This window comes from Streptomyces sp. NBC_00377 (assembly GCF_036075115.1).
In the GTDB taxonomy this organism is placed as follows: domain Bacteria; phylum Actinomycetota; class Actinomycetes; order Streptomycetales; family Streptomycetaceae; genus Streptomyces.
In genome coordinates this window covers 5933952-5960685 of record NZ_CP107958.1, presented here as the reverse complement: position 1 = coordinate 5960685, position 26734 = coordinate 5933952, and the positions used below count along the sequence as shown (strand labels likewise).

Sequence of the window (26734 nt, the reverse complement as noted above, 5' to 3'; positions counted from 1 at the left end):
TGTGTGCATTTCCCGTCACGGGATCTGCCGCAGTCCGGCATGCCGGCCGGCACCGCTTTCCTCTGCCTGCCCAATCTCCCTTCCCTTTTCCCGTTCCCTGGGGGTCCTCCCGTGCCTGTTTCCCGTACGTCCGGTGTCGACCGGCGTCTCTTCCTCGCCTCCCTGCTGGGCGCCGCCGCGGGTGTCGCCGGACTCAGCGGCTGCGCCGAGAGCAGCGCCGCCACCGGTGGGAAGGGCGCCTCCACGGCCCCGCTCGCCGACCGGGTGCCCGCCGGCACCAGCCTGAAGATCGCCTCCTTCCAGGGCCAGCAGCAGCTCCAGATCAAGCTGGCGAAGCTGCCCGAACTGCCCTTCACGGTGTCGAACTGGCTGAACATCGGGGCCGGTCCCGATGTCATCAACGCCTTCCGCGCGAAGTCCCTCGACCTCGCCAACAACGCGGGCATCCCGCCGATCCAGGCGCATTACCAGGGCTTCGACGCGAAGATCGTCGCGATCAACATCACGCGTAAGCCGAACTACGTCTTCGCCACCAAGCCGGGCAGCGAGATCAGGACCGTAGACGACTTCCGTGGAAAGAAGCTGGCCTTCTCACAGGGGCAGGCACAGGGCGTGGTCCTGCTGCGGGCACTGAAGAAGGCCGGCCTCAAGTACGACGAAGTGAAGCTCGTCCCGCTGACCAGCAACCAGTTCCTCACCGCCCTTCAGTCGGGCCAGGTGGACATCGCCCCGCTCGGCAACACCCAGTCGCCCGCCTACCTCAAGCAGTACGGGCCCAAGGGCGCCCGCGTCATCACCACCGACGTCGTCGACCTGCTCAGTCTGCTGTGGGCGCCGGCGTCGGTGCTGAACGACAAGGCGAAGGCGGCCGCCGTCGCCGCGTTCATCCCGCAGTGGGCGCAGGGCCTGGTGTGGAGCTACGAGAACCCGGACGTCTGGAACGAGGAGTTCTTCGTCAAGACGCAGAACCTGAGCCTCGACCAGGCCAAGTCGATCACCGCACTCGCCAACAAGCCGCTGTTCCCGCCGAGTTGGGACGAGGCCGTCAAGTGGGAGCAGGAGACCGCGGACCTTCTCGCGGAGGGCGGCTTCGTGAAGAAGTTCGATGTCGCCTCGCTCTTCGACCACCGCTTCGAGGGCATCGCCGCCAAGTCCGTGGCAGCCGAGTACCGGAGTTGACCGCCATGACCACCAGTGCAAGCCCGACCACCAGTGCAGGCCGGACCACCGGCGCAGGCCCGACGAGGGGCACGAGCCCGGCCGCGGACACGGACAGGAGCACGGACGGGAGTACAGGCGCGGGCGCGGGCACGGACACCGGCGCGGCCACGGCCGTGACCACGGCTCCCGCCCTCGCCGCCGGGGCGGCCGGGGCGGCTGCCGGCGGGCCCCCGGTCCGTCGCCGCCGACGCCGCGGACTCGCTCCCGGCAAACCGTGGCCGGCCTCCCGGCTGGTCGGCCCCCTGCTGCTCATCGCCCTGTGGGCCGCCGCCTCGGCCGCCGGACGCCTGGACACCGGGGCGATCCCGGCGCCCTGGACGGTCGTGCGGACCGGCGTCCACCTGTGGACCGACGGGACGCTGACCACCGATGTCCTCACCTCGCTGGAGCGCGCCGCGTACGGCTTCGCGATCGGCCTCACCGCCGGGGTGGTCCTCGCCCTCGCCTCCGGGCTGACCCGCACCGGGGAGGCGCTGATCGACGGGACCGTGCAGCTCAACCGGGCGATACCCACCCTCGGCCTGATCCCGCTGTTCATCCTCTGGCTCGGCATCGGCGAGACCTTCAAGATCGCGATCATCGCCATCGTCGTCTACATCCCGATCTACCTCAACACGCATGCCGCGCTGTCCGGCATCGACAACCGGTTCGTCGAACTCGCCGAGGTCCAGGGCCTGTCGAAGGTCCAGTTCATCCGGCAGATCGTGATCCCCGGCGCGCTGCCCGGATTCTTCGTGGGACTCCGGCTCGGAGTGACCGGCTCCTGGCTGGGACTGGTGGTACTGGAGCAGATCAACGCCACCAGCGGCCTCGGCTACATGATGTTCCAGGCCACGAACTACGGCCAGTCGGACGTCATCCTCGTCGGCCTCCTCATCTACGGCGTCTTCGGTCTCCTCTCCGACAGCGCGGTCCGTCTCATCGAACGGAGGGTGCTGTCGTGGCGCCGCACACTGAGCAGCTGACCCGCTCCGCCGCCGTACAACTGCGCGGCCTGACAAGGTCGTTCGAGGAACGTACGGTCCTCGACGACATCGACCTGGACATCCCCGCCGGACAGTTCGTGGCGCTCCTCGGGCACAGCGGGTCCGGCAAGAGCACCCTGCTGCGGGCCGTCGCCCACCTCGACCACGAGGTCGCCGGCAGCGGGCAGCTCACTGCCCCGGAACGGGTGTCCGTGGTCTTCCAGGACTCCCGGCTGCTGCCCTGGCGGCGGGTGCTGGACAACGTACTGCTGGGGCTGGACGGCAAGGAGGCGGAGCACAAGGGCCGCGAAGCCCTCGCCGAGGTCGGGCTGAAGGGCCGCGAGCGGGCCTGGCCCAACGAGCTGTCCGGCGGTGAGGCGCAGCGCGCCGCGCTGGCCCGTTCACTGGTCCGTGAGCCCGAACTCCTGCTGGCCGACGAGCCGTTCGGTGCGCTGGACGCGCTCACCCGCATCAAGATGCACGCCCTGCTGCGTGAGTTGTGGGAGCGCCACCGGCCTTCCGTACTGCTCGTCACCCATGACGTGGACGAGGCGATCGTGCTCGCCGACCGGATCCTCGTCCTCGACCACGGCCGTATCGGCCTCGACCTGACCATCGACCGACCGCACCCGCGCTCGTACCGGGACCCGCTGCTCGGCGAGTACCGCGAACGACTGCTCGCCGCCCTGGGCGTCACGGAGGACCACAAGTGACCACGGCTGACAACCGACGACAGCTCCACCTCAACGCGTTCCTGATGAACACCGGCCACCACGAGGCGTCCTGGCGGCTCCCGGAGAGCGACCCGTACGCCCACGTGGAGCTGGACCACTACGTCCACCTGGCCCGGATCGCCGAACGCGGCACCTTCGACTCGCTGTTCCTCGCCGACGGGCCACAGCTGTGGGGCAACATCGCCCAGCGTCCGGCCGGCGCCCTGGAGCCGCTCACCCTGCTCACCGCTCTGGCGACGGCCACCCGGAACATCGGCCTCATCGCCACCGCCTCCACCTCCTACAACTCCCCCTACAACCTGGCCCGTAAGTTCGCCTCGCTCGACATCATCAGCGGCGGCCGGGCCGGCTGGAACATCGTCACCACCGCCGGCGCGGAGGCCGCCCGCAACTTCGGTCTGGACGCCGAGCCGGCGCACGCCGAGCGGTACGCCCGCGCCGGTGAGTTCCTCGACGTGGCCCTGAAGCTCTGGGACAGCTGGGAGGACGACGCGATCGTCGCCGACAAGGCGGCCGGCGTCTGGGGCGACGACGCGAAGGTCCACCCGCCCCGGCACCAGGGCACCTATTTCAGTGTCGAGGGCGCCCTCAACGTCCCGCGCTCGCCGCAGGGTTACCCGCTGCTGGTGCAGGCGGGATCGAGCGAGGACGGCAAGGCGTTCGCGGCCCGGTACGCGGAGGCGGTCTTCACCGCGCAGCAGACGCTCGCCGACGCACAGGCCTTCTACGCCGACCTGAAGTCGCGCACCCGGCAGGCCGGCCGGGATCCCGGGCACATCAAGGTGCTGCCCGGGATCGTCCCGGTGATCGGCTCGACGGAGGCCGAGGCGCGAGGACACGAACAGGTCCTGGAGGACCACATCGTGCACACGCACGGCGTCGAGCGTCTGGAGCAGCTGCTCCAACTGGAGCCCGGCGCGCTGGAGCTGGATTCGCAGCTGCCCGCCGACCTGCCGCCGGAGAGCGCGATCGAGGGCGCCAAGAGCCGCTACACCCTCGTGGTGGAACTGGCCCGGCGCGAGCGCCTCACCGTGCGGCAGCTGATCGGGCGGCTCGGCGGCGGGCGCGGGCACCTCACCTTCGCCGGCACGCCCGAGCAGGTCGCCGACGCGATCGAGACCTGGTTCACCCAGGGTGCCGCCGACGGGTTCAACATCATGCCCGCGGTCCTGCCCTCCGGCCTGGACGCCTTCGTCGACCACGTCGTTCCGATCCTGCGCGCCCGCGGTCTGCTGCGTTCCGAGTACGGCCCGCGCACCACGCTGCGCGAGAGGTACGGACTGCCGCGCCCGGCCAACCAGTACGTGACCGCTGCCGTACCCGCCCTCGTCTGAAAGGTCCCTCCATGAGCATCGAGATCCGCAAGGTCACCGCGCACATCGGCGCCCGGGTGTCCGGCGTCGACATCGCCGAGCCCCTCGACGAGGAGACCTACGCCGCCCTGCGTGAGGCGCTCAACGTTCACAAGGCCCTGGTCTTCGACGACGTGAACCTGGACGACGAGGGCCAGCAGTCCTTCGTCCGCCACTTCGGCGACCTCACCACCGCCCACCCGACCGTGCCGGCCGTCGACGGCGTCCCGAACGTGCTGCCGGTCGACAGCGAGCGCGGACGCGCCGCGAACCACTGGCACACGGACGTCACCTTCGTCCTCAACCCGCCGCAGGCCAGCACCCTGCGCAGCCTGGTCCTCCCGCCGTACGGCGGCGAGACCCTGATCAGCAGCTCGGCCGCGGCCTACCGCCAGCTGCCCGAGCCGCTCAGGCAGCTGGCCGACACGTTGTGGGCCGAGCACACCAACGACTACGACTACGCGGTGCCGCAGGAGACGGTGGACGAGGAGCAGGCCGCCGCGCGCGCCCAGTTCACCTCGATCAAGTACCGCACGGTCCACCCGGTGGTCCGCGTCCACCCGCTGACCGGTGAGCGGGGCCTGTTCATCGGCGGGTTCGCGCAGCGCGTCGTGGGCCTGTCGCCGGGCGAGTCCCGCAAGATCCTGGACCTGTTGCAGTCGTACGTCACCCGGCCGGAGAACATCCTGCGTCACCGCTGGTCGGAGAACCAGCTGGTCCTGTTCGACAACCGCATCACCCAGCACTACGCGGTCGACAACTACGACGGCAGGCCCCGCCGGCTGCACCGGGTGACGGTCGCGGGTGACATCCCGGTGGGCATCGAGGGCAAGGAGAGCTACTCGATCGAGGGTGACGCGGCGCACTACACCTCCGTAGCCGCCCAGTGACCTGAGGCGGCCGTCCCCCGCCGGTACCCGTTCGGCCCCCACGTGGAGACACGTGGGGGCCTTCTCGTGGCCCGGGCCCTCTTCCTCTTGCCCGCGACCCCCTTGCTGTTGCTAACCTGCACCTGCAAGTCGCTTGCAATAAAGGTCGTCCTGCCTCGTGATCGTCTTCTCACCCTTCACGGCGGCCGGCGGAGTGAAGGAGCGGCCCCGCGAGGACATGACTCGCGGGGCCGCTCCTCTGCGCGGGGGAAGGCGCGGGCGTGGGGACTTCCCCAGGGCGGCCGTTCAGGGCGACAGTGGCCCGCATGGGTCTTCCGATGAGGCGTTGCCCCAACTGCGGCGACACGGAGCAGTACTTCCGGCACCTCCAGGGCGAGGAGCGGGCGTACGCCCTGAACCACGGCCAGGTGCACCGGGCGGATCTCGGCACATACCGGCGCTGCACCCGCGAAGGCTGCGTGCGGGTGCAGTCGTACTTCAACTGGAAGTCCGGCTTCGACCTCCCCGAGGAGTTCCGCGAGCCCCCGCAGCCGGCCCGCTAGGGCCTCCCCCGCAGGCGCCCCCGTGCCGGGGTCCACCGAACGGTGGACGGCAGGTCCGGCTCGGGGTTCGCGGCCCACGCCGCGGTCCCGGCCGACGGGGAGCGGAGGCGTTCCGTCCCGGTCTTCGGCATGGACCCGCGGGTGCCCCGCGCGTGACACTCGCGGGGCAGCACGGCCGTCACAGGTTGCTGAAGTCGGGGCCCTTGCTCCGGGAGCGCTTGATCTCGTAGAAGCCGGGGACCGAGGCGACCGCGAGGGTGCCGTCCCACAGACGCGCGGCCTCCTCACCCTTGGGGGCGGGGGTGACGACGGGGCCGAAGAAGGCGATCTGCTCGCCGTCGGCGCCGGGGACGGCGATGACGGGGGTGCCGACGTCCTGGCCGACCTTCTCGATGCCCTCCTTGTGGGAGGCACGCAGCTCGGCGTCGAACTCGAAGTCCGCCTGGTCGGCGTAGTCGATGAGGTCGGCGGGCAGACCGGCGTCGGCGAGGCCACCGACGATGGCCTCCCGGGTGGGGCCCTCACCGTTGTTGTGGATGCGGGTGCCGAGCGCGGTGTACAGCGGGCCGAGAACGTCCGCGCCGTGCTTCTGCGCCGCGGCGGCCACCACACGGACCGGCCTCCACGCCTTCTCCTCGAGGAACTCCCGGTACTCCTCCGGCAGCTCCTCGAGCCTGTCCTCGTTGAGGACGGCGAGGCTCATCAGATGCCAGCGGACCTCTATGTCACGGACCTTCTCCACTTCCAGCACCCAGCGCGAGGTCATCCATGCCCAGGGGCACGAGGGGTCGAACCAGAAGTCGACGGGGGTCTTCTCGGACATGTCTCTCCTCAGCGGGAAGCCTTTTCCCCTGTAACACCGCTGTCCGTCCCGCACATTCCCTGCTGCCCCGCGTCAGGGGCACGTGGCAGGATCGCTGCTGTCCGAGAAGCCCATGCTCAGCACACTGAGGGAGTACCGCCGTGCCCGGTGAGAACCTGTCCCGCGACGAGGCCCGGGAGCGGGCCGCCCTGCTGTCCGTCGACGGGTACGACGTGTCCCTCGACATCCGGTCGGCGGTCGGCGACCTGCCCGGGGAAGATCCCCGCACGTTCCGTTCGGTCACCACGATCCGCTTCCGCTGCAACGAGCCCGGCGCGTCGAGCTTCGTGGACCTGATCGCTCCGAAGGTGACGTCCGTCTCCCTCAACGGCCGCGACCTCGACCCCGGGGAGGTCTTCGACGGCACCCGGATCCTGCTGGAGGAGCTCGCCGCCGAGAACGAGCTGGTCGTCGACGCCCGGTGCGCCTACTCCCGCACCGGCGAAGGTCTGCACCGCTTCGTCGACCCCGAGGACGGCGAGGTCTACCTGTACACGCAGTACGAGCCGGCCGACGCCCGCCGCGTCTTCGCGGGCTTCGAACAGCCCGACCTCAAGGCCCCGTTCCGCTTCGAGGTGCGGGCGCCCGAGGAATGGGTGGTGTGGAGCAACGGGGCCGGCGAGCGCGCGGACGGGGTGTGGCGCTTCGCCGAGACCAAGCCGATCTCGACGTACATCACCTGTGTCGTGGCCGGCCCCTACCACTATGTGACGGACACCTACACGCGCGACCTGGGTGACGGCACGACCCTGGAGATCCCCCTCGGCGCGATGTGCCGCAAGGGCCTGGCACCCCACTTCGACTCCGCGGACGTCTTCCTCGTCACCAAGCAGGGCCTGGACTTCTTCCACGACCACTTCGACTACCCGTACCCCTTCGGGAAGTACGACCAGGCCTTCGTGCCCGAGTACAACCTCGGCGCGATGGAGAACCCGGGTCTGGTGACCTTCCGCGAGGAGTACATCTTCCGCGGGAAGGTGACGCAGGCGTCGTACGAGGGGCGGGCCAACGTCATCCTGCACGAGATGGCGCACATGTGGTTCGGCGACCTGGTCACCATGGAGTGGTGGGACGACCTCTGGCTGAAGGAGTCCTTCGCCGACTTCATGGGCGCGTTCGCGCTCGTCGGAGCGACCCGTTTCACCGACGGCTGGATCACCTTCGCCAACCGGCGCAAGGCCTGGGCCTACCGCGCGGACCAGCTCCCCTCCACGCACCCGGTCACCGCCGACATCCGCGACCTCCAGGACGCGAAGCTGAACTTCGACGGCATCACGTACGCCAAGGGCGCCTCCGTCCTGAAGCAGCTCGTGGCGTACGTCGGCCAGGACGCGTTCCTCGAGGGCGCGCGGCGCTACTTCAAGCGGCACGCGTACGGCAACACGCGCCTCGGGGACCTGCTGTCGGTGCTCGCGGAGACCAGCGGCCGGGACATGGGCGGCTGGGCGCGGTCCTGGCTTCAGACGGCGGGCGTGAACTCGCTGACCCCGCAGGTCCTGCTGGACCCACAGGGCCGGATCGACGAGCTCGCGGTGCTCCAGGAGGCCGCCGAGGCGTACCCGGAGCTGCGGCCGCACCGGGTCGCGATCGGCCTGTACCGCCGCGAGGACGGCCGTCTGGTGCGGTACGCCCGCGCCGAGGCGGACGTGGACGGTCCACGGACGGTCGTGACGGAACTGGCGGGCGCCGAGGCCCCGGAGCTGGTGCTCGTCAACGACGACGACCTGACGTACTGCAAGATCCGCTTCGACGAGACCTCGCTGGACACGCTGCGGGAGCACCTGGGCTCCATGACCGACCCGCTGGCCCGCGCCCTGTGCTGGTCGGCGCTGTGGAACCTGACCCGGGACGCGCTGCTGCCCGCGTCCGACTTCGTGGATCTGGTGACGCGGTTCGCGCACCGCGAGTCCGACATCGGCGTCCTCCAGATGCTGCACGCGTGGACGGGCTCGGCGCTGGTCCACTACGCGTCGCCGTCGTGGCGCCGCACGGGTGAGGAGCTGGTGGCCGGCGTCGCGCTGCGGGACCTGCGGGCGGCCGAGCCGGGCAGCGAGCACCAGCTGGCCTGGGCGCGCTTCTTCGCGACGGTGGCGTCCTCGGGATCCGACTTCGAGCTGCTCCAGGGTCTCCTGGACGGCACGGAGGAGATCGCCGGACTGGCGGTGGACCAGGAGCTGCGCTGGGTGTTCCTGGAGCCGCTGGTCGCGCACGGACTCGCCGACGAGAAGGCGCTGGCGGCCGAACTGGCGCGGGACGACACGGCATCCGGCAAGCGGCACCAGGTCCGCTGTCTCGCGGCCCGCCCGTCCGCGGCGGTCAAGGCACAGGCGTGGGCCCAGCTGACGGAGTCGGACTCGCTGTCCAACGCGCTGGTGGAGGCGACGATCGCGGGATTCGACCAGCCCTCGCAGCGGGAGCTGCTGGCGCCGTACGCGGACCGGTACTTCGCGTCGATCGAGCGGATCTGGGCCGAGCGGTCTATCCAGATCGCGATGACCGTCGTCAAGGGGCTGTTCCCGGCGCTCCAGGACTCCCCGCGGACGCTGGAGGCGACGGACGCGTGGCTGGCGGCGCACGGGTCGGCGGCCCCGGCACTGCGCCGGCTGGTCCTGGAGGCGCGCGACGACCTGGCGCGGTCCCTGCGGGCACAGGCAGGCGGCGCGGACGCGGGCAGCGCACCGGCCGATGGCGCGGACGCGGAGAACGCGCGGACCCTGACCGACTGACACCTTTGGCCATGAATTCCGCCGACGGTCACCGTTACGGAATTCAGGCAATCCGACCCGTAACCCCTGACCCCTTCTCTCGGGCCAGGGGTTTTCGGCACCTATCGGCATCCGAACATCCGTCCTTTAGGGCGAACTTGTCCCGGTTTGTCGACAGGCGTGTAACAGGGGTTAGGAGGCCGCTCCGGCGCGGAATCCACGTTGCATGAACCACCACAACCCCCCGCTCCCCCAGATCCCCTCGGCGGCCCCCCGCCCCGTCCGCCACCTGTCGGACGTCCAGCGCCGCGTCAGGACGGCGGGACAGCTCCGCACCCAGGGCGTCGCGACGGCCGAGGCGAACGAGCAGTGCCGTCCCGGCGGCCCCTGGCAGCAGCTCCTCCCCGGTGTGTACCTGCTGCACCCGGGCCCGCCCACCAGCGAGGAGCGGCTGCACGCGGTGCTGATGTACGCGGGCCGCGACACGGCGACGCCGCCGCCCGCGGTGCCGGCCCAGCCGGGCTCGGGGGACCCGCACCGGCCGGTGTACAAGGAAGCGATGATCACCGGACTGGCGGCCCTGAACCTGCACGGCATCTCGTGCGCTCCCCCGCTGATGTCCCTGGAGCACATCGACGTCCTGGTCCCCCGCCTGCGCCGACTGCGCTCGGCGGGCTGCGCCCACGTCGTCCGTACGGGCAGCCTGCCGACTCCCGAGCAGGCGACGGGCGTTCCGGTGGCGCCGGTGCCCCGCGCACTGGCCGACGCGGTGGCACAGCTGACGGACGCGGGGGTGGTGCGCCGGCTGCTGTCGGAGGCGGTACGCGCCGGCCACTGCGAACCGGCGGCCGTGGTGCGGGAGTTGAACAGCGCCAAGCTGCTGGGCCGCCCGCACGTGGTGGACGCGGTGGACTCGCTGCTGGCGGAGGGCCGCGCCATCGCGGAGCAGCGCCTCTACACGATGGTCTGCGAGTACGGCCTCCCCGACCCGGTGTGGAACGTGGACCTGCGCCTGCCGGGCGGCCCCCATCTGGGCGGTCTGGACGCGTACTGGCCGGAGCAGGCGGTGGCGGTCGAACTGGACACCCGTGCGCCCCGGCAGGACGAGGACGCCCTCTGGTCGGAGTACGCCCGCAAGCGGGAGCATCTGGAACGGCTCGGCATCACGGTCGTGTACATCACGCCGAAGAAGCTGAGGGACGCGATGGAGCAGCAGGCGGCGGTGGTCCGCACGGCGCTGATGGCGTCCGGCGACCGGGACCCGGCCGCGTATGTCGTGGTGCTGCCCCGGTAGTGACGGACCGGGGCGGGGCCAGGAGGGGAGAGGAGGAGCCGCCGGATCCGACCCGGCGGCTCCTCCTCCTGCCGTCACACCGTCACGCAGTCACGCCGGACACACGGGGCAGCCGGCGTCGTGGCCGCGGTCAGGCCGGCACACCGCTCCCGCCCGGCTCACGCCCTTCGGCCGTCTCCTCGGCCTTCTCCTCGGCCGTCTGCCGGGGAGGTGGTGCCGGGGCGGCCGGCGGCGGTACGGGCACCCGTCCGTCCACGGGCCGTTCGCGCCACAGCCGAAGCGCGACGTCCACCAGCCCGACCCGGGTGAGCGCGGACACCGCGGCCAGGTCGTGCCAGGCGGCCAGGTCGGTGGAGCCGTTCACCTCGTTGCGCAGTTCGCCTCCGACGACCCGGGCCTCGTAGACGATGCGGACGCCGTGGTGGTCCACCGGACCCTGGAGTCCCTCGCGGCGGAAGGTGTGCCGGGCGGAGTCGATTCCGAGGAGCCCGGTCACTTCGACGCGGTAGCCGGTCTCCTCGTCCAGTTCGCGCACGACGGTGTCGAGGGGGTCCTCGCCGTGCTCCATGCCGCCGCCGGGCAGCACCCACTCGGGGGTGCCGTCGGGGGCCGGCGAGCGGGCGAGCAGAAGCTGTCCGTCACGGACGCAGACGGCATAGGCCGCCACCCTCAATCTCTTGCGCATGGGGGGACGTTAGCCGGTCGGATCCGGGTTCGCAGGGGAGTATTCGGGCGCGGACCAGCGCAGCGGGAGAGCACGGGGCGTGTCGACCGCCTCCGTGACGGTGAACAGGACGGTGCGTGCGCCGTCGGGGGCGAAGCTCGCGCGGGCCTCGCCGGTGAGCTGGAGCGTGCGGCCCGTCGTCCAGTCGAGGAACAGCAGGCCGGCGCGGGGGTCGACGGCGAGGTCACCCAGGGTGAGGAACATGGAGTTGCCCGGGTAGTCGCGCCAGCTGAGCGTGCACGGTGAGGTGACGCGCACGAAACCGGGGCCGCCGCCGCGGTGGCTCACTTCGGCGCCGGAGCCGTCGGGGTGGACGGTGGCGAGGAAGAAGGTGTCGGAGGCGGTGACGAAGCCGGCCTGCCCAACGGTCAGCCCGGTGCCGCGGCGCGGACTGCCGGGGATGCGGTCGACCGTCTCGTAGGCGGCCCTGCGTTGCAGGTACTTGGGGCAGTTGGCGAACACCCGGTCGGTCTCGACGGCGAACCCGTGCGGGGTGGGCCGCAGCCGGCCGTTCAGCCGCAGACGGCGACGGGTGCGCGGATCGAGGACGATCGTGCCGACCGGGGTCCCGGGGGTGGCCAGCGCCGCCGCGAGAGGGTCGGCCGACGGCGGGCCGCCCTCCACACCCTCCTCGCCCGGCGCGCGGGAGGGGACGGACGGGCGGGATACCTCGGACGGGCGGGAGGCGCCCGTGGTGACGGACATCCGGTGGGGGCCGGTGGCCCGGACGAAGCCGGGGGCGCCCGTGACCGCCGTCGCCCACACCCGGCCGTCCGCCGGGTCGGCCGCACCGGCCACCAGCAGCGGCTGGAGCTCGAGGAACGCAGCCATGACAGGACCGATGCCGTCACCGATCGCCCGGCCGACATGATCGGCGAGGTCGCGGACCCCGACGCGGTCCTGCACCGCACGTGAGCCGGAGTGGTAGACGCCCATGACCGACCGTCCTCTCGGACCAGCTGCGAATGTAACCCTTGACATCCAACTTAAGGGTTAGAGTCACCCACGTCAACCGGTCACGTATCCTTAGACGGTTAGAACGGAAGGAGCCCGATGTCCGCCCCAGCCCCCGATCCCCGCCCCCTCACCGGGGAACCCCTCGCGCTCGACCTGCTCAACACGCGCTGGACCCGCGAGGGAGCGGTGCGGGATCTGCTGCGGGACACGGACGGGCTGGCCGTGTGGCTGGCCGCGAACGGGCTCGGCGAGCGGTTCGCCGCCGACGCGACGACCCTGCGGCACACCCTGCGGGCCCGCGACGCGCTCAGGGCGGCGGTGGACCACCCGGCGGACACCGTCGGCGTCGACACCGTGCTCGGGCACGGACGGATCCGGCCCACCCTCACAGCCGAAGGGCCGGGCGAGCGGGCCGAGTTCAGGGACGACGCGTGGGGACCGGGCTGGCTGGCCGCCCGGAACTACCTGGAGCTGCTGCACGCCGCCCCCGACCGGATCCGCGGCTGCGCGGACGAGACCTGCGTGCTGCACTTCTTCGACACCTCGCGCAACGGGACCCGCCGCTGGTGCTCGATGGCGGCCTGCGGCAACCGCGCCAAGGCCTCGCGGCACTACGCCCGCGCCAAGGACGCCTGATCCGAAACCCCCACAACCGGCGGACAGCCGCCGCACAGGGGGCCCGTAGAGGGTTTTCCCCATACATCCATATCGATTCGGTCAACTCTCCCCAAACAGCTGCCCCTTAGGTAAAGCTTTGCGGTCATCCGGGATCGCATTCCGGACCACCGTGATCAGGCAGGAACGTCCTGGTCACGTGCTGCTCCTTCCTTTACCTACAAGGGATGCCGATGACCCTCACCCCCCAGCGTGAACCGATATCGGGCGCAAGACGTGTGGCCCGGATAGCCGTGGCCGCCGGCCTGGTGGCCGCGCTGTCCGCGGCCGGACCGATACCCATGGCCTTCTCGGCCGACGCCGGGTCGGCCCCAGCCACGGCCGACCCGGGCGCGAAGACCGCCCACGACAAGCTCGGCTCCGACGACGCCGGCCTCCTCGCCGAGGCCAAGGCCGCCGGCGACAAGAACGTCACGCTGATGGTCGCGACCGCCCCCGGCCAGACCGAGCAGGTCGCCAAGGAGCTGGACGCGGTCAAGGGCGGCTCCGTGGGCCAGTCCTACGACAAGGTCGGCTACGTCCGCGCCACCGTCCCGACGGGCAAGGCCGACGCTGCGATCGCCGCCGCCGCCAAGCTCTCCTCGGTGCACGCCATCGACCTGCGGCAGAACATCGTCCTCGACGACCCGGCGCCGAGTGCGGACACCGCGAAGGGCGCCAAGTCCGCCGCGACGGCCAAGACCTACGCCGCGCCGGACAAGAACACCCCCGCCGAGAACCCGTACAACCCGTCCTTCGAGACGGGCGCCGTCGACTTCGTGAAGAAGAACCCGAAGGCGGACGGCCGCGGTGTCACCATCGGCATCCTCGACTCCGGCGTGGACCTGGCGCACCCCGCGCTCCAGAAGACCACCACCGGTGAGCGCAAGATCGTCGACTGGGTGACGGCCACCGACCCGATCCTCGACAGCGACGCCTCCTGGCGCCCGATGACCACCTCCGTGTCCGGGCCGAGCTTCACCTTCGGCGGCCGGACCTGGAAGTCGAAGGCCGGCTCGTACCAGGTCAACCTCTTCCGGGAGTCCGCCACCGCGGGCGGTGACGCCAAGGGTGACGTCAACCGCGACGGCGACACCACCGACGCGTGGGGCGTCCTCTACGACGCGGCCGCCGGCACGGTCACCGTCGACGTGAACAACAACGGCGACTTCACCGACGACACCGCGATGAAGCCGTACAAGGACGGCTACCAGATCGGGTACTTCGGCACCGACAACCCGGCGACCGACGTCGCCGAGCGGCAGCCGTTCGTCGTGCAGATCCGCAAGGACGTGCCGATGGACCCGTACGGCGGCGACTGGGTCGGCAAGAAGGCCGACTTCGCCAACATCGGTCTCATCGCCAGCGAGCACGGCACGCACGTCGCCGGCATCACCGCCGCGAACGGGCTGTTCGGCGGCAAGATGAACGGCGCCGCGCCCGGCGCGAAGATCGTCTCCTCCCGCGCCTGCATCTTCGGCCCGGGCTGCACCAACGTCGCCCTCACCGAGGGCATGATCGACCTGGTCGCCAACCGCGGTGTCGACATCGTCAACATGTCGATCGGCGGTCTGCCGGGCCTGAACGACGGCAACAACGCGCGCGCCGAGCTGTACACGCGCCTCATCGACACCTACGGCGTCCAGCTGGTCATCTCGGCCGGCAACGAGGGCCCCGGCGCCAACACCATCGGCGACCCCGGTCTGGCCGACAAGGTGATCTCGGTCGGCGCGGCGATCTCCAAGGAGACCTGGGCCGCCAACTACGGCTCCCAGGTGGAGAAGAAGTACGCGCTGCTGCCCTTCTCCTCGCGCGGCCCGCGTGAGGACGGCGGCTTCACGCCGACGCTCGTCGCCCCCGGCGCCGCGATCAACACCACCCAGACCTGGCTGCCGGGCGCCCCGGTCGCCGAGTCGGGCTACACCCTGCCGGCGGGCTACTCCATGCTCCAGGGCACCTCGATGGCCTCCCCGCAGGCCGCGGGCGCCTCGGCGCTGCTGATCTCGGCCGCCAAGCAGGCGAAGGTCGCGCTCACCCCGGCGATCCTGCGCACGGCACTGTCCTCGACCGCCGACCACATCGAGGGTCTCCAGGCGTACGAGGAGGGCGCGGGCGCCATCAACATCGTGGACGCCTGGAAGTCCATCAGGAAGGGCGCGACCGCCCATGACTACACGGTCAAGGCACCGGTCGACACCGCGCTCGACTTCGCGCTGAAGACGCCGGGCTTCGGCACCGGCATCTACGACCGCGAGAGCGGCCTGAAGGCCGGTCAGAAGAAGACGTACGACGTCACCATCACCCGTACGTCCGGCGACGCCAAGGCGATCCGCCACAAGCTGCACCTCGAGAACAACGCGGGCCACACCTTCAAGCTCGTCAGCGCGAAGGAGGTGGACCTGCCGCTCAACCAGCCGGTGACCGTCAAGATCCAGGCCAGGCCGAAGGCCGCGGGCATCACCAGCGTGATCCTCGAGGTCGACGACCCGAAGACCGAGGGCCTCGACAAGCAGATCCTGAACACGGTCGTCGTCTCGACGCCGGTGAACTACGCGTTCCACGCCTCCGACACCGTGCAGCGCAACAGCTCGCAGTCCTACTTCCTGACCGTGCCCGAGGGCGCCAAGGCGTTCGAGGTCGCGATCAGCGGGCTGAAGGACAAGAGCCAGACCCGGTTCATCTCGATCCACCCCTACGGCGTCGGGGTCGAGGACAGCTCCACGATCTACTGCTACAACGACTACCTCAACGGCAACGGCTGCAAGCCCGACGCCCGTTCGTACCAGGACCCGCAGGCCGGGGTCTGGGAGATCGAGGTCGAGTCGCGCCGCACGTCGCCGCTGCTCGACAACCCGTACAAGCTGGACGCCACCGTCTACGGTGCCGCCTTCGAACCGGCGACCGTGACCGTGCCCGAGGCGAAGGTCGGCACCCCGGCCCCCGTCTCCTGGAAGGTCACGAACAACTTCGCCGCCATCGACGGCAAGCTGGCCGGCGGCCCGCTCGGCTCGTCCAAGTCGGACCGTCCGACCATCGCGAACGGCGCGACCGCGACCACCACGGTCGAGGTCCCGGCCGGCGCCAAGTCGCTCGACGTCTCCATCGGCAACGTCTCCGACGCCTCCGCCGACCTGGACCTGACGGTCTTCGACGCGGCCGGCAACCAGGTCGCCCAGCAGGCCGACGGTGACTCGGAGGAGGCGGTCTCCATCCCGTCGCCCGCCGCCGGCACGTACACCATCGAGGTCGCCGGCTACTCGGTCCCGGCCGGTACGACGGCGTACGACTACCTGGATGTGTTCTTCTCGTCCTCGCTCGGCACCGTGAACGTCGACGGGTCGACGCCGGTGAAGCTCGGCACGGGCGCCTCGGCGTCGGTCTCCGCGACCGTCACCGCAGCGGCCGCCGCCCCCGCGGGCCGGGCCTTCTTCGGCCAGGTCCAGCTGGTGAACGCGCGGGGCACCGTCGCGGGCATCGGCAACGTGGCGATCGAGAAGGTCACCCCCTGACCCGGTACTGATCGAAGCGTCGACCGGTAGTGGTCGACGGCCTGTGATCGACAGGGGCGGGCGTCCACAGGGCGCCCGCCCTTCGCCGTCCCCCGGCGCGCCCCGCCTACTCGCAGCTGATGCCCTTCGCCTCGGGCAGTGCCCGGGACAGCGCCTCGCGTTCCGGGGCGATGTCGAGCTCGCCGACCGTCCAGACATCGGGGGCGGCGGCCCCCTTCGACAGGGCGACCAGGACGTGATCGCCCTTGGCGAGCAGCGGGTCCATGTCCTCCTCCATCACGAAGTCGACCTCGGGCCCGCTCCCGGCCGGCAGGTAGGACCGGGTGACGAGCAGCGTGACCCGCTCCCGGGTGGTGCCGGCCACCCGCTCGGCGGCGGTGACGTCCCCCTCGACGACGAGCCGGGCGCAGGCCAGATAGTGGGGATCGCCGAGCAGACTCGTGTCGCCGTCCGCCGACGCCGCGGACTTCTCGTCGGACGCCGCCCCGCTGTCCGCGCTCTTGCTCGAGTCCAGGCCGGCCCGGCCTGCCTGGAGGACCACCCACCCGCCCCCGAGCACGAGCGCACCGGCGGCGGCCACGCCGGCGACACGCAGCGCGAGGGGGCGGACCCGGCGCGGTGGGCGCGGCCGCCGTACCGGAGCGGGCGCCGTGGCCTGCGCCCGCCCGCGCACCGACACCGGATCGGGTTCGGATTCCGGCTCCGGCTCCGGCTCCGGCTCCGTCAGGACGTCCGCGAGGACGCCGAGCTGCTCGCGCAGGAGCGCCACGTCGGCGGTCGCTGAGCGGTGGGCGGCCAGGTACGCGGAATCGGCACGGGCCTCCTCGGGGAGATCGCCGGGCCGGACGTCGAGGACAGCGGCCATCAACGCGTCCATACCGCCGTAACCCTCCTGACCGCCGCGGCCGTCGCTCCCCTCGTGATCGCGGGGTCCCTCGTGATCGCGGGGTCCCTGTCGGCTGAAAACTCCGGCGCCGTCAGCGCCGTCAGCGCCGTCAGCGCCGTCAGCGCCGTCAGCGCGGTCAGCGCCGTCCACGTCGTTGACGGGGTCGACGGGGTTGTCCGGGTCGTCGTCGTGCGGTTGCCGTTCGTGTCCGGGTCGGGCGGTCACGTCACACCACCTCGTCTTCGTGCAGGCGGGCGCGCAGGGCCCGGACCGCCGTGTGCAGGCGGCTCTTGACCGTGCCCTCCGGGACGCCCAGTTCCCGGGCGATCGAGCGCACCGGCAGGTCGGCGTAGAAGCGCAGGACGAGCACCTGGCGCTGGGCGTCGGGCAGGTCGTCCAGACCCTGCGCGACGGCGAGGGAGAGCACGCTGGTGTCCTCGCCGGAAGGGTGCTCGTGCTGGCGCAGCGAGGCCAGCCGCTCCCCCAGCCGCTCCTGGCGGCGCTTGGCGCGGTGCCAGTCCATGGCGAGGTTGGAGGCGACGACCGCCGCCCACGCGGAGACGTCACGCGGCGTCTCGTACCCCTTCGCCGCGCGCTCCAGCAGCCGCAGGCGGACCTGCTGTACCCCGTCCAGCAGGTCCGCCTGCGGCACCCCGCCCAGCGCGAGCACCGCCCGCACCCGGCGTTCCTGCGCCGCGTCCAGCGGGTCGTCGCCGTGTTCGGCCGAGTCCCCCTGGGCGCGCCGGGCCCTTCTGCGCAGCACAGCACCCCTCCCTACCGCGTTTCCTCTACGACGCCGTGGGGCGCGAAAACGTTCGGCCCGGCCCCGGGGAATCTCACGGAGGCGTACGTCACACCCGTGGGCGTCCCAGTCCTCGGGCATGGTGGGCAAAGAATTGGACAGGTGGGCCGGGGTCGGCCGCATGATGGAAAGAGCCCGTCCAGAGCCGTGAACAGAGCAAAAGGAGTCGCCGTGAGGGTCGGAATCGTCGGAGCCACCGGTCAGGTCGGCACGGTCATGCGCAGGATCCTCAAGGAGCGCGACTTCCCCGTCACGGAGCTGCGCCTGTTCGCGTCGGCCCGTTCCGCGGGGACGGTCCTGGACGGCGTGACGGTGGAGGACGCGGCGACGGCCGACTACACGGGCCTCGACATCGTCCTGTTCTCCGCCGGCGGCGCGACCTCCCGGGCGCTGGCCGAGAAGGTCGCCGCGCAGGGCCCGGTCGTGATCGACAACTCGTCGGCGTGGCGCAAGGACCCCGAGGTTCCCCTGGTCGTCTCCGAGGTGAACCCGCACGCGATCGTGGACCGCCCCAAGGGCATCATCGCCAACCCGAACTGCACGACGATGGCCGCGATGCCGGTCCTGAAGCCGCTGCACGCCGAGGCCGGTCTCGAGGCGCTGGTCGTCGCGACCTACCAGGCGGTGTCGGGCTCGGGCCTGTCGGGCGTGGCGGAGCTGCACGGGCAGGCGCAGAAGGTCGTGACCGACGCGGACCGGCTGACGCACGACGGCGAGGCGGTCGAATTCCCGGAGCCGCAGGTCTACAAGCGCCCCATCGCCTTCAACGTGATCCCGCTCGCGGGTTCGGTCGTCGAGGACGGCCTGAACGAGACCGACGAGGAGCAGAAGCTCCGCAACGAGTCCCGCAAGATCCTGGAGATCCCGCAGCTCAAGGTCTCCGGCACCTGCGTCCGCGTCCCGGTCTTCTCCGGCCACTCACTCCAGGTCAACGCCCGTTTCGCGCGTCCGATCAGCGCCGCGCGCGCGACGGAGCTGCTGGGCGGCGCCCCGGGCGTGGCCCTCAGCGACATCCCGACCCCGCTCCAGGCGGCCGGCAAGGACCCGTCGTTCGTGGGCCGCATCCGTGAGGACGAGACCGTCGAGCACGGCCTCGCGCTGTTCATCTCCAACGACAACCTGCGCAAGGGCGCGGCACTGAACGCGGTGCAGATCGCGGAGCTGGTGGCGGCGGAGCTGAAGGCCTGACGCCCCGGATTCCGGAGCGGCGGTGAGGGGCGGGCGCGCGATGCGCCCGCCCCTCACCCATACCGGGTCCACCGACGCCGCTCCGGGGGCCGGACCTGGGACGGCGGGCGGACCGGCGACGGGCCCGGTGATGGGGCCGGTTGTGGGTCGGCGTGTCCGGCCGGGACCGGCGGCCCGGTCGGGCCCGGCCGGCGCGGAACCGCACGGGAACCCGGCCGGCCCACGCCGGACGGTCAGCTCCGGCGCACCTCGTACAGGAAGCAGCCGTACTCGACGGCCCGGACGTGAACGAGCGCCACCTCGGGGTCGGTGAACGCCTCGGCGAACGCCGCGTCGAAGCCGTCGGGGTCCTCGACCAGCCGGCCGCCCAGGATGTGCCCGGCGGCGGAGTAGCGGCGCACGGTGCGCCGGGAGTCGGTGAACGGCACGCCGTCCCCGGCCGGCCCCGGGCAGGTGCGCGCGTGTATGAAGACCGGGCCCTGCTCGTCGTACGCGCCGGGATCGGCGCCGGTCCCGGCCGCCCAGCGGCGCAGCGGCGCGTAGGAGACGAGGGCGATGAGCTCGCCCGGCTCGCTGTGGCGCAGGCAGCAGCGCAGCGGGGCGCCCCCCTCCTCGTCGATCACGGGGGTGACCGGGCGGCCGGCGTCGTCGGTGGTGCGCAGCTCAGCGAGGGTGTCCGGCGCGATGGGCCGTGCGGTGTGCGGGCCCGGCCGGGTGACGGCCTGGGTGTCCGCCGACGCGACGGTTCCGGTGTCGGCCAGGGAAACGGTGCGGGTGTCTGTACGTGTCGTCGTCATGTACCGAGCCTCCAGCTTCTCGCCCGGCCCGACCGGCGGTATCCGGACGTCGTGCTTCGGCGGCTGCCGGACGGCCTCTTCCGGCGTCCTCCCCGAGCCGGCGGCGGCGAGGGGCGGCGCGGCGGACGGACGGCCGCCCGGAAGGCCGTCGCCCCGGGTGGGCGTCCCGTGGAAGGATGGCGCAACCGACACATATCCGAGGAGATGACCGCGTGCCTGGCACAAACCTGACTCGCGAAGAGGCGCAGCAGCGGGCGAAGCTGCTCACCGTTGACTCGTACGAGATCGATCTCGACCTCTCCGGCGCGCAGGCGGGGGGGACCTACCGGTCCGTCACGACGGTGCGCTTCGACGTCGCGGAGGGGGACGCGGAGTCCTTCATCGACCTGGTGGCCCCCACGGTCCACGAGGTCACGCTGAACGGGGACACCCTCGACGCGGCAGGACTCTTCAAGGACTCCAGGATCGCGCTGCCGGGGCTGCTGAAGGGCCGTAACATCCTGCGGGTCGTCGCGGACTGTGCCTACACCAACACCGGTGAGGGACTGCACCGCTTCGTCGACCCCGTGGACGAACAGGCTTATCTGTACACCCAGTTCGAGGTGCCGGACGCCCGTCGCGTCTTCGCGTCCTTCGAGCAGCCGGACCTGAAGGCCACCTTCCAGTTCACCGTGAAGGCGCCGTCCGGCTGGACGGTGATCTCCAACTCCCCGACGCCCGAGCCCAAGGACGACGTCTGGGTCTTCGAGCCGACCCCGCGGATCTCCAGCTACATCACCGCGCTCGTCGTCGGGCCGTACCACAGCGTCCACAGCGTGTACGAGAAGGACGGCCAGTCGGTGCCGCTCGGCATCTACTGCCGGCCCTCCCTCGCCGAGTACCTCGACTCGGACGCGATCTTCGAGGTCACGCGGCAGGGCTTCGAATGGTTCCAGGAGAAGTTCGACTACGCGTACCCGTTCAAGAAGTATGACCAGCTGTTCGTGCCGGAGTTCAACGCGGGCGCGATGGAGAACGCGGGCGCGGTCACCATCCGCGACCAGTACGTGTTCCGCTCGAAGGTCACCGACGCCGCGTACGAGCTGCGCGCGGAGACGATCCTGCACGAGCTGGCCCACATGTGGTTCGGCGACCTGGTCACCATGGAGTGGTGGAACGACCTGTGGCTGAACGAGTCGTTCGCCACGTACACCTCCATCGCCTGCCAGGCGTACCACCCGCAGTCGCGCTGGCCGCACTCGTGGACCACGTTCGCCAACTCCATGAAGACCTGGGCGTACCGGCAGGACCAGCTGCCGTCCACGCACCCGATCATGGCCGAGATCCGTGACCTGGACGACGTCCTCGTCAACTTCGACGGCATCACCTACGCCAAGGGCGCGTCCGTCCTGAAGCAGCTCGTGGCGTACGTCGGCATGGACGAGTTCTTCGCGGGCGTCCAGGCGTACTTCAAGCGGCACGCGTTCGGCAACACGCGCCTGTCCGACCTGCTCGGCGCGCTGGAGGAGACCTCCGGCCGTGACCTCGGCACCTGGTCGCAGAAGTGGCTCCAGACCGCCGGCATCAACATCCTCCGCCCGCAGATCGAGACGGACGCCGACGGCGTCATCACGTCCTTCGCGGTCCGCCAGGAGGCCCCGGCGCTCCCGGCCGGCGCCAAGGGCGAGCCGACCCTGCGCCCGCACCGCATCGCCGTCGGCCTGTACGGACTTGACGACGACAGCGGCAAGCTGCTGCGTGACGAGCGCGTGGAGCTGGACATCGACGGCGAGCTGACGGCCGTGCCGCAGCTGATCGGCAAGCGCCGGCCGGACGTCGTCCTGCTCAACGACGACGACCTGTCGTACGCCAAGGTCCGCCTCGACGAGCAGTCGCTCGCCTTCGTCACCGAGCACCTCGGCGACTTCGAGTCGTCCCTGCCGCGCGCCCTGTGCTGGGCGTCGGCCTGGGACATGACCCGGGACGGCGAACTGCCCACCCGTGACTACCTGTCCCTGGTGCTGTCCGGCATCGGCAAGGAGTCCGACATCGGTGTGGTCCAGTCGCTGCACCGCCAGGTCAAGCTCGCCATCGACCTGTACGCCGCCCCGGCCGCCCGCGAGACCCTGCTGACCCGCTGGACGGACGCCACGCTGGCCCATCTGCGGTCCGCGGCGGCGGGCAGTGACCATCAGCTGGCGTGGGCGCGCGCGTTCGCGGCCACCGCCCGTACGCCGGAGCAGATCGACCTGCTGGAGGCGCTGCTCGACGGCGGGCAGACCATCGAGGGCCTGGCCGTCGACACCGAGCTGCGCTGGGCGTTCGTCCAGCGGCTGGTGGCCGTGGGCACCTTCGACGAGGCGGACATCGCCGCCGAGTACGAGCGGGACAAGACGGCCGCGGGCGAGCGCCACGCGGCGACCGCGCGGGCCGCCCGGCCGACCCCGGAGGCCAAGGCGGAGGCGTGGGCATCGGTCGTGGAGTCCGACGAGCTGCCGAACGCCGTGCAGGAGGCGGTCATCGGCGGCTTCGTCCAGACCGATCAGCGTGAGCTGCTCGCGCCGTACACGGACCGGTACTTCGAGGTCGTCAAGGGCATCTGGGACTCGCGTTCGCACGAGATCGCCCAGCAGATCGCGATCGGCCTCTACCCGGCGGTCCAGGTCTCCCGGGAGACGCTGGACAAGACGGACGCCTGGCTGGCCTCGGCCGAGCCGAACGCGGCCCTGCGCCGTCTCGTCTCCGAGTCCCGCGCGGGCGTGGAGCGCGCGCTGAAGGCCCAGGCGGCGGACGCGCGGTAGTCCCACGCGGAGCCGCGGTCACGGTCAGCGTGCGGTGGAGGGCGCCCGATGTCACGTCGGGCGCCCTCCGCCATGTCCGGGCGCGCGGTGTGCTCACCGCCTGAGTGCCGGGCCCGGCACTCCCGGCCTGTCCGGGTCTCCGGGTGTGCGGGCCTCCCTCCCGGCGGTCCCGGACGTGCGCACGACCGTCCGGCCCGCCCTCGACTGCCCCGCCACCGTCGCCCCGAACGCCAGCGCCATGCCGGTGAGCTGCACCGGGGTCAGCGCCTGGCCGAGGGCGGCCCAGCCGACGACGGCCGCGGTCAGCGGGGAGAGCGGCCCGAGGAAGGTGACCTGGGTGGCGGTGAGCCTGCCGATGCCGCGGAACCAGAGCCAGTACGAGACCGCCGTGTTCGCCAGCGCGAGGTAGAGGTATCCGCCGATCGCACGGTCGTCCAGCGCGGGCGGGGCGCCCTCCACGAGAAAGGCGAGCGGGGCGATGAGAAGTCCGCCCGCGGTGAGCTGCCAGCCGGCGAGGGCGAGCGGACCGACGCCGTCCGGGCGGCCCCACTTCTTGGTGAGGACCGTGCCGGCGGACATCGAGGCGGTCGAGGCGAGTGCCGCGAGCACTCCGAGCGGGTCCAGCGCCCCGGCCGCCTTCAGCACCACCAGGCTGACACCGAACGCGGCCACGACCCCGGCGAGGACGGTCCGGCCGGTCGGCCGCTGCCCGAGCACCAGCGCCGAGAGACCGACGACGAACAACGGTCCGACCGAGCCGACGACCGCCGCCATGCCGCCGGGCAGCCGGTAGGCGGACAGGAACAGGAGCGGGAAGAACGCACCGATGTTCAGCGCGCCGAGGACCGCCGCCTTTCCCCACCAGCGGCCGCGCGGCAGCACCCGGACCAGCGCGAGGAGCAGCAGTCCGGCGGGCAGGGCCCGCATCAGCCCGGTGAACAGGGGACGGTCCGCGGGGAGGAACTCGGTGGTGACGGCGTAGGTGGTGCCCCAGGAGACCGGAGCGAGGGCGGTGAGCAGAACGGTCGTGGACCTCTTCATGAGTTTAGCTTAGCGCTAAGCTACTTAGCGTCAAGTGGCTTACTGGCGATCGACTTAGTGCCGATCCACTTTCTTGTGGGTGACCGGACGCAGGGAGACACTGGTCCCATGAGCAGCCCACAGCCTCCGCAGTCCGCGCAGTCCGCGCGCAAGGACCCCGTCGACGCGATCATCGAGCAGTGGGCGACGGTCCGGCCCGACCTCGACACCGGCGCCATGGAGGTCTTCGGCCGCATCTCCCGCCTCGCGCGCGCGATGGGCGACCGGATGGAGAAGGCGTACGCGGCCCTCGGCATCGGCCGCGGCGAGTTCGACGTCCTCGCCACCCTGCGCCGCTCCGGCGAGCCGTACACCCTTTCGCCCCGCCGGCTGTCGGCGACGCTCATGCTCACCACCGGCGGCATGACCGGCCGCCTGGACAAGCTGGAACGGGCCGCGCTGCTGCGCCGCTCCCCCGACCCGCACGACCGCCGGGGCCTCCAGGTGACGCTGACCGAGAAGGGGCTGGAGCTCGTCGACCGGGCGGTCGGCGCGGGCCTCGCCGCCCAGAGCGAGGCCCTGACCGCCGCCCTGGACCCCGCCCGGACCGACCAACTGGCCGGGCTTCTGCGCGAGCTGCTCCTGACGACGGAGACGACGGAGAGCTGAGCCGGCCGGTGCGGTCGGCCCGGTCCGGGCGGTCGGTCCGGCGCTGGTCCATGCGCTCGGCCCGGCCGGTTCGGCCGACGTGGCCGATTCGGCCGGCCGCGTCGGTCCCGCCAGCCGACTCGGTCCCGCCAGCCGGGTCGGTCCCGTCAGCCGGGTCGGTCCCGTCAGCCGGGTCGGTCCCGTCAGCCGGGTCGGTCGTCGAAGGGCCAGGTGTAGCCGAGTTCCTCGGCGCGCTCGCGAGTGCCGACACTCACCCGGCTGTAGGTCTTCGGGTCCTCCTCGGCCAGCCGCCGCAGGGCGGCCGCGGCCTGCGCCTCGGGTGGGGTTCCGTCGTCCGGGACGGTCCAGCGGAACCCGAGCGGCTCCCCTTCCGGGCACCCGGCGGCCGATCCCGGCTGGTACCAGAAGTTCACCTGGACGATCTCGGGATCCTCGTGGCCGGTGCCGATCCGGCTCCGGCGCGCGTCCCACCGCATCAGCAGCTCCGGCCGTTCGACCAGCCCCGCCTTGATCAGCCGGGCCAGGGTGCGGGCCGGCCATGACCAGGACCGGTCCGCCTGCGCACGGGTGATCTCCGCGTCGTAGGCAGCGGCGTCGAACCGGAGGACCGGCAGTTCGGGCGCGGGCCCGCGGGTGCCCGGCGGGGGCGGCCGCCGCCAGTCCTCCCACACGACCCGGTCGCCGTCGCATCGGACGGTGACGTCGAGCGCGCCGCAGCACCCCTCGCCGCACCGGGCCTCCGCCAGCCGCACCCGGCGGGGCTGCGGGCCGGCTCGCAGCCGACCCTCGTCGAGGAGAAGCTCCGGGCCGTGCGCGGGACCGTGTGCGAAGACCGCCGGGACGAGGGGCCGTCCGTCGACGAGGATGCGGGCCTCGACGGGTTCCCCGTCCGCCGGGTCTGCGGCCACGATCTCGATGCGCAGCCCGCTGTCGGGCGCGTCGGGACGCCTGAACGGCCGCCGCCCGGTACGGCGGATCCAGTCGGCCCGCAGCCGCCGGGCCGCCTCGTCCCGGCGCTGCGCGTCCGGTGCGGGGGCGAGGGTGGGTGCGGGGGCCGTGGTGGCGGTCGCGGTGGCGGTCGCGGTCCAGGAGGGCTCGGCCAGCAGTCGGCCCAGGGATCCGAGGAGCGTCTCGCGGCAGCCGGAGGGCCAGTCCAGCAGCGCTCCGGGGCCGCTGCTCAGATCGAGGGCGAGCGAGAGAAGGGTGGCGTGGTGTGCGAGGGCCGGCGGAAGGAGAGCGGCCCGGGTGACCACGGTTTCGTACACGGCGGGTGCCTCGCGGTAGGCGAGAAGCTGGGTCGCGCCGTCGCTCGCGCATGCCATCCGGACGAGCAGCCGGGCCGCCCGGGCGAGCAGGTCGGCATCGGCGGGGTGTTCGGCGAGCAGTTCCGGCAACCGGACGGCTTCGGCGATACGGCGGGCGGTCGTGGCGCCGAGGAAACGGGGTTCGGTACGGAAGGCCACCAGCTCGGAGCGGACGGCCCGGTCGTTCCGCGTCCCCAACGCATGGACCAGGGGCCGCAGTTCGCCGCGGCTGATGGAGGTCACGAGCCAGAGGACGGCGGCGGACCGGCGGTCGAGGGCGTCGAGGGCCTGGACGGCAGGCCCGGTGAGCGACCGGAGGAGGCCGAGGGTGGAGAGATACGGGGCGTCCTCGGACTCGCCGAGGCGGGTGAGGAGGGCGAGGCCCGCGGTGACGGCGGGCACGGTACTGCCGGTCCGGGAGAGTTGCCTGGCCAGTGCGCGGGCGGTGTCGTGCTCGTCGGCCGGCAGCGGCATGGCGGCCACGGCCGCCCAGATCAGATTCCGGTGACGGCCCCGCACGCCGAGTGCGGCGAAGCGGCGGTGCAGGGTGTCCGCATCCGCCGGCAGCGGGTCCAGCGCCTCCCGGATGGCATCGGCCGTCTCCCTCCGGGAGAGCGGCGTCTTCGGAGGCTGTGAGGTGAGGTCGTCGCGAAGGCCGGTGCGGCGTTCGACGCGGCGATCGGTGGGGGTGTCCGGGCGGAGCTCGGCGGGAAGGTCGAAGCCGTGGCCGGGCGGAAGCCCGTCCGGCGACGCCTTCCGCAGGCTCAGCACCTGGTCGTACAGGGCGGTCGGCGGCACAGCCGGGGCGCTCACCGAGCGGTGTGGAACTCGATTCGGTAGGTCATGCGCAGGAGCCTGTCAGCCCGGCCGCGGCCTGTC

The 26734-nt window shown here is 71.8% G+C and carries 21 protein-coding genes; 13 read left to right on the top strand and 8 right to left on the bottom strand.

Annotation, left to right across the window (positions count from 1 at the left end):
- The first annotated feature begins 111 nt into the window (after nucleotides 1-111).
- From OHS71_RS26585 to OHS71_RS26560, 6 genes are all read left to right on the top strand, one after another.
- Entirely contained in the window at nucleotides 112-1179 is a 1068-nt protein-coding gene (locus tag OHS71_RS26585; RefSeq protein ID WP_328481849.1) for an ABC transporter substrate-binding protein, read from the top strand.
- A gap of 5 nt (nucleotides 1180-1184) precedes the next feature.
- Nucleotides 1185-2186, top strand: coding sequence for an ABC transporter permease (locus OHS71_RS26580; RefSeq protein WP_328481848.1), 1002 nt, complete (start codon nucleotides 1185-1187; stop codon nucleotides 2184-2186).
- Nucleotides 2162-2899 (top strand): ABC transporter ATP-binding protein, encoded by a 738-nt coding sequence (locus OHS71_RS26575; protein WP_328481847.1) that lies wholly within the window; start codon nucleotides 2162-2164, stop codon nucleotides 2897-2899. Before OHS71_RS26580 ends, OHS71_RS26575 begins: the two co-directional genes overlap by 25 nt.
- Nucleotides 2896-4254, top strand: coding sequence for an LLM class flavin-dependent oxidoreductase (locus tag OHS71_RS26570; protein ID WP_328481846.1), 1359 nt, complete (start codon nucleotides 2896-2898; stop codon nucleotides 4252-4254). Before OHS71_RS26575 ends, OHS71_RS26570 begins: the two co-directional genes overlap by 4 nt.
- An 11-nt stretch (nucleotides 4255-4265) precedes the next feature.
- On the top strand, nucleotides 4266-5162 hold the full coding sequence (locus OHS71_RS26565) for a TauD/TfdA dioxygenase family protein (RefSeq protein ID WP_328481845.1): 897 nt from the start codon (nucleotides 4266-4268) through the stop codon (nucleotides 5160-5162).
- A 305-nt stretch (nucleotides 5163-5467) separates the two neighbouring features.
- A complete protein-coding gene (locus OHS71_RS26560) occupies nucleotides 5468-5704 on the top strand; it encodes a hypothetical protein (RefSeq protein ID WP_328481844.1) in 237 nt (78 codons plus the stop codon).
- A gap of 178 nt (nucleotides 5705-5882) precedes the next feature.
- Here the strand turns inward: OHS71_RS26560 and OHS71_RS26555 are convergent, their stop codons facing one another.
- The gene (locus OHS71_RS26555; protein WP_328481843.1) at nucleotides 5883-6527 is read right to left on the bottom strand and encodes a mycothiol-dependent nitroreductase Rv2466c family protein; all 645 of its coding nucleotides are present in this window, start codon (nucleotides 6525-6527) and stop codon (nucleotides 5883-5885) included.
- A gap of 140 nt (nucleotides 6528-6667) precedes the next feature.
- Here OHS71_RS26555 and pepN (OHS71_RS26550) point away from each other — a divergent pair, with 140 nt between their 5' ends.
- Together pepN (OHS71_RS26550) and OHS71_RS26545 are read left to right on the top strand one after the other, a co-directional pair.
- Complete coding sequence (pepN, locus tag OHS71_RS26550) at nucleotides 6668-9292, top strand: aminopeptidase N (protein ID WP_328481842.1); 2625 nt, start codon at nucleotides 6668-6670, stop codon at nucleotides 9290-9292.
- 205 nt (nucleotides 9293-9497) lie between these two features.
- Nucleotides 9498-10565: a hypothetical protein gene (locus OHS71_RS26545; RefSeq protein WP_328481841.1), complete on the top strand. Its 1068-nt coding sequence runs from the start codon at nucleotides 9498-9500 to the stop codon at nucleotides 10563-10565.
- 130 nt (nucleotides 10566-10695) lie between these two features.
- Here the strand turns inward: OHS71_RS26545 and OHS71_RS26540 are convergent, their stop codons facing one another.
- Nucleotides 10696-11250, bottom strand: coding sequence for an NUDIX hydrolase (locus tag OHS71_RS26540; protein WP_443047057.1), 555 nt, complete (start codon nucleotides 11248-11250; stop codon nucleotides 10696-10698).
- A 9-nt stretch (nucleotides 11251-11259) separates the two neighbouring features.
- Nucleotides 11260-12225 carry a pyridoxamine 5'-phosphate oxidase family protein gene (locus OHS71_RS26535; protein WP_328481840.1) on the bottom strand — a complete coding sequence of 322 codons (966 nt, stop codon included), beginning with the start codon at nucleotides 12223-12225 and terminating at the stop codon, nucleotides 11260-11262.
- Between the two features lie 117 nt (nucleotides 12226-12342).
- Between OHS71_RS26535 and OHS71_RS26530 the strand changes: the two genes are divergently transcribed.
- Together OHS71_RS26530 and OHS71_RS26525 are read left to right on the top strand one after the other, a co-directional pair.
- Entirely contained in the window at nucleotides 12343-12882 is a 540-nt protein-coding gene (locus OHS71_RS26530; RefSeq protein ID WP_328481839.1) for a CGNR zinc finger domain-containing protein, read from the top strand.
- A 212-nt stretch (nucleotides 12883-13094) separates the two neighbouring features.
- Nucleotides 13095-16409, top strand: coding sequence for a S8 family serine peptidase (locus OHS71_RS26525; protein WP_328481838.1), 3315 nt, complete (start codon nucleotides 13095-13097; stop codon nucleotides 16407-16409).
- A 106-nt stretch (nucleotides 16410-16515) separates the two neighbouring features.
- Here OHS71_RS26525 and OHS71_RS26520 read toward each other — a convergent pair whose 3' ends face one another.
- Together OHS71_RS26520 and OHS71_RS26515 are read right to left on the bottom strand one after the other, a co-directional pair.
- Entirely contained in the window at nucleotides 16516-17520 is a 1005-nt protein-coding gene (locus OHS71_RS26520; RefSeq protein WP_328481837.1) for a hypothetical protein, read from the bottom strand.
- A 1-nt stretch (nucleotide 17521) separates the two neighbouring features.
- Nucleotides 17522-18058, bottom strand: a complete 537-nt coding sequence (locus OHS71_RS26515) for a sigma-70 family RNA polymerase sigma factor (RefSeq protein ID WP_328481836.1) — start codon at nucleotides 18056-18058, stop codon at nucleotides 17522-17524.
- A 210-nt stretch (nucleotides 18059-18268) separates the two neighbouring features.
- Between OHS71_RS26515 and OHS71_RS26510 the strand changes: the two genes are divergently transcribed.
- On the top strand, nucleotides 18269-19285 hold the full coding sequence (locus OHS71_RS26510) for an aspartate-semialdehyde dehydrogenase (RefSeq protein WP_328481835.1): 1017 nt from the start codon (nucleotides 18269-18271) through the stop codon (nucleotides 19283-19285).
- A 233-nt stretch (nucleotides 19286-19518) separates the two neighbouring features.
- On the opposite strand, the gene OHS71_RS26505 is transcribed toward OHS71_RS26510, so the two are convergent.
- Entirely contained in the window at nucleotides 19519-20082 is a 564-nt protein-coding gene (locus OHS71_RS26505; protein WP_328481834.1) for a DUF1203 domain-containing protein, read from the bottom strand.
- A gap of 212 nt (nucleotides 20083-20294) precedes the next feature.
- Here OHS71_RS26505 and pepN (OHS71_RS26500) point away from each other — a divergent pair, with 212 nt between their 5' ends.
- Nucleotides 20295-22862 carry an aminopeptidase N gene (pepN, locus tag OHS71_RS26500; RefSeq protein WP_328481833.1) on the top strand — a complete coding sequence of 856 codons (2568 nt, stop codon included), beginning with the start codon at nucleotides 20295-20297 and terminating at the stop codon, nucleotides 22860-22862.
- A 93-nt stretch (nucleotides 22863-22955) separates the two neighbouring features.
- Here pepN (OHS71_RS26500) and OHS71_RS26495 read toward each other — a convergent pair whose 3' ends face one another.
- Entirely contained in the window at nucleotides 22956-23903 is a 948-nt protein-coding gene (locus tag OHS71_RS26495) for an EamA family transporter (RefSeq protein WP_328481832.1), read from the bottom strand.
- Between the two features lie 108 nt (nucleotides 23904-24011).
- Here OHS71_RS26495 and OHS71_RS26490 point away from each other — a divergent pair, with 108 nt between their 5' ends.
- A complete protein-coding gene (locus tag OHS71_RS26490) occupies nucleotides 24012-24551 on the top strand; it encodes a MarR family winged helix-turn-helix transcriptional regulator (protein WP_328481831.1) in 540 nt (179 codons plus the stop codon).
- A 182-nt stretch (nucleotides 24552-24733) separates the two neighbouring features.
- Here OHS71_RS26490 and OHS71_RS26485 read toward each other — a convergent pair whose 3' ends face one another.
- The gene (locus tag OHS71_RS26485; RefSeq protein ID WP_328481830.1) at nucleotides 24734-26668 is read right to left on the bottom strand and encodes a hypothetical protein; all 1935 of its coding nucleotides are present in this window, start codon (nucleotides 26666-26668) and stop codon (nucleotides 24734-24736) included.
- Nucleotides 26669-26734: the final 66 nt, after the last annotated feature.

Bases quoted from the DNA above. Each gene is read 5' to 3' on its own strand.
- OHS71_RS26545 (WP_328481841.1), top strand. From the start codon at position 9,498: ATGAACCACCACAACCCCCCGCTCCCCCAGATCCCCTCGGCGGCCCCC.
- OHS71_RS26540 (WP_443047057.1), bottom strand. From the start codon at position 11,250: ATGCGCAAGAGATTGAGGGTGGCGGCCTATGCCGTCTGCGTCCGTGAC.
- OHS71_RS26565 (WP_328481845.1), top strand. From the start codon at position 4,266: ATGAGCATCGAGATCCGCAAGGTCACCGCGCACATCGGCGCCCGGGTG.
- OHS71_RS26530 (WP_328481839.1), top strand. From the start codon at position 12,343: ATGTCCGCCCCAGCCCCCGATCCCCGCCCCCTCACCGGGGAACCCCTC.
- OHS71_RS26505 (WP_328481834.1), bottom strand. From the start codon at position 20,082: ATGACGACGACACGTACAGACACCCGCACCGTTTCCCTGGCCGACACC.
- OHS71_RS26525 (WP_328481838.1), top strand. From the start codon at position 13,095: ATGACCCTCACCCCCCAGCGTGAACCGATATCGGGCGCAAGACGTGTG.
- OHS71_RS26535 (WP_328481840.1), bottom strand. From the start codon at position 12,225: ATGGGCGTCTACCACTCCGGCTCACGTGCGGTGCAGGACCGCGTCGGG.
- OHS71_RS26560 (WP_328481844.1), top strand. From the start codon at position 5,468: ATGGGTCTTCCGATGAGGCGTTGCCCCAACTGCGGCGACACGGAGCAG.
- OHS71_RS26555 (WP_328481843.1), bottom strand. From the start codon at position 6,527: ATGTCCGAGAAGACCCCCGTCGACTTCTGGTTCGACCCCTCGTGCCCC.
- OHS71_RS26490 (WP_328481831.1), top strand. From the start codon at position 24,012: ATGAGCAGCCCACAGCCTCCGCAGTCCGCGCAGTCCGCGCGCAAGGAC.
- OHS71_RS26580 (WP_328481848.1), top strand. From the start codon at position 1,185: ATGACCACCAGTGCAAGCCCGACCACCAGTGCAGGCCGGACCACCGGC.
- OHS71_RS26495 (WP_328481832.1), bottom strand. From the start codon at position 23,903: ATGAAGAGGTCCACGACCGTTCTGCTCACCGCCCTCGCTCCGGTCTCC.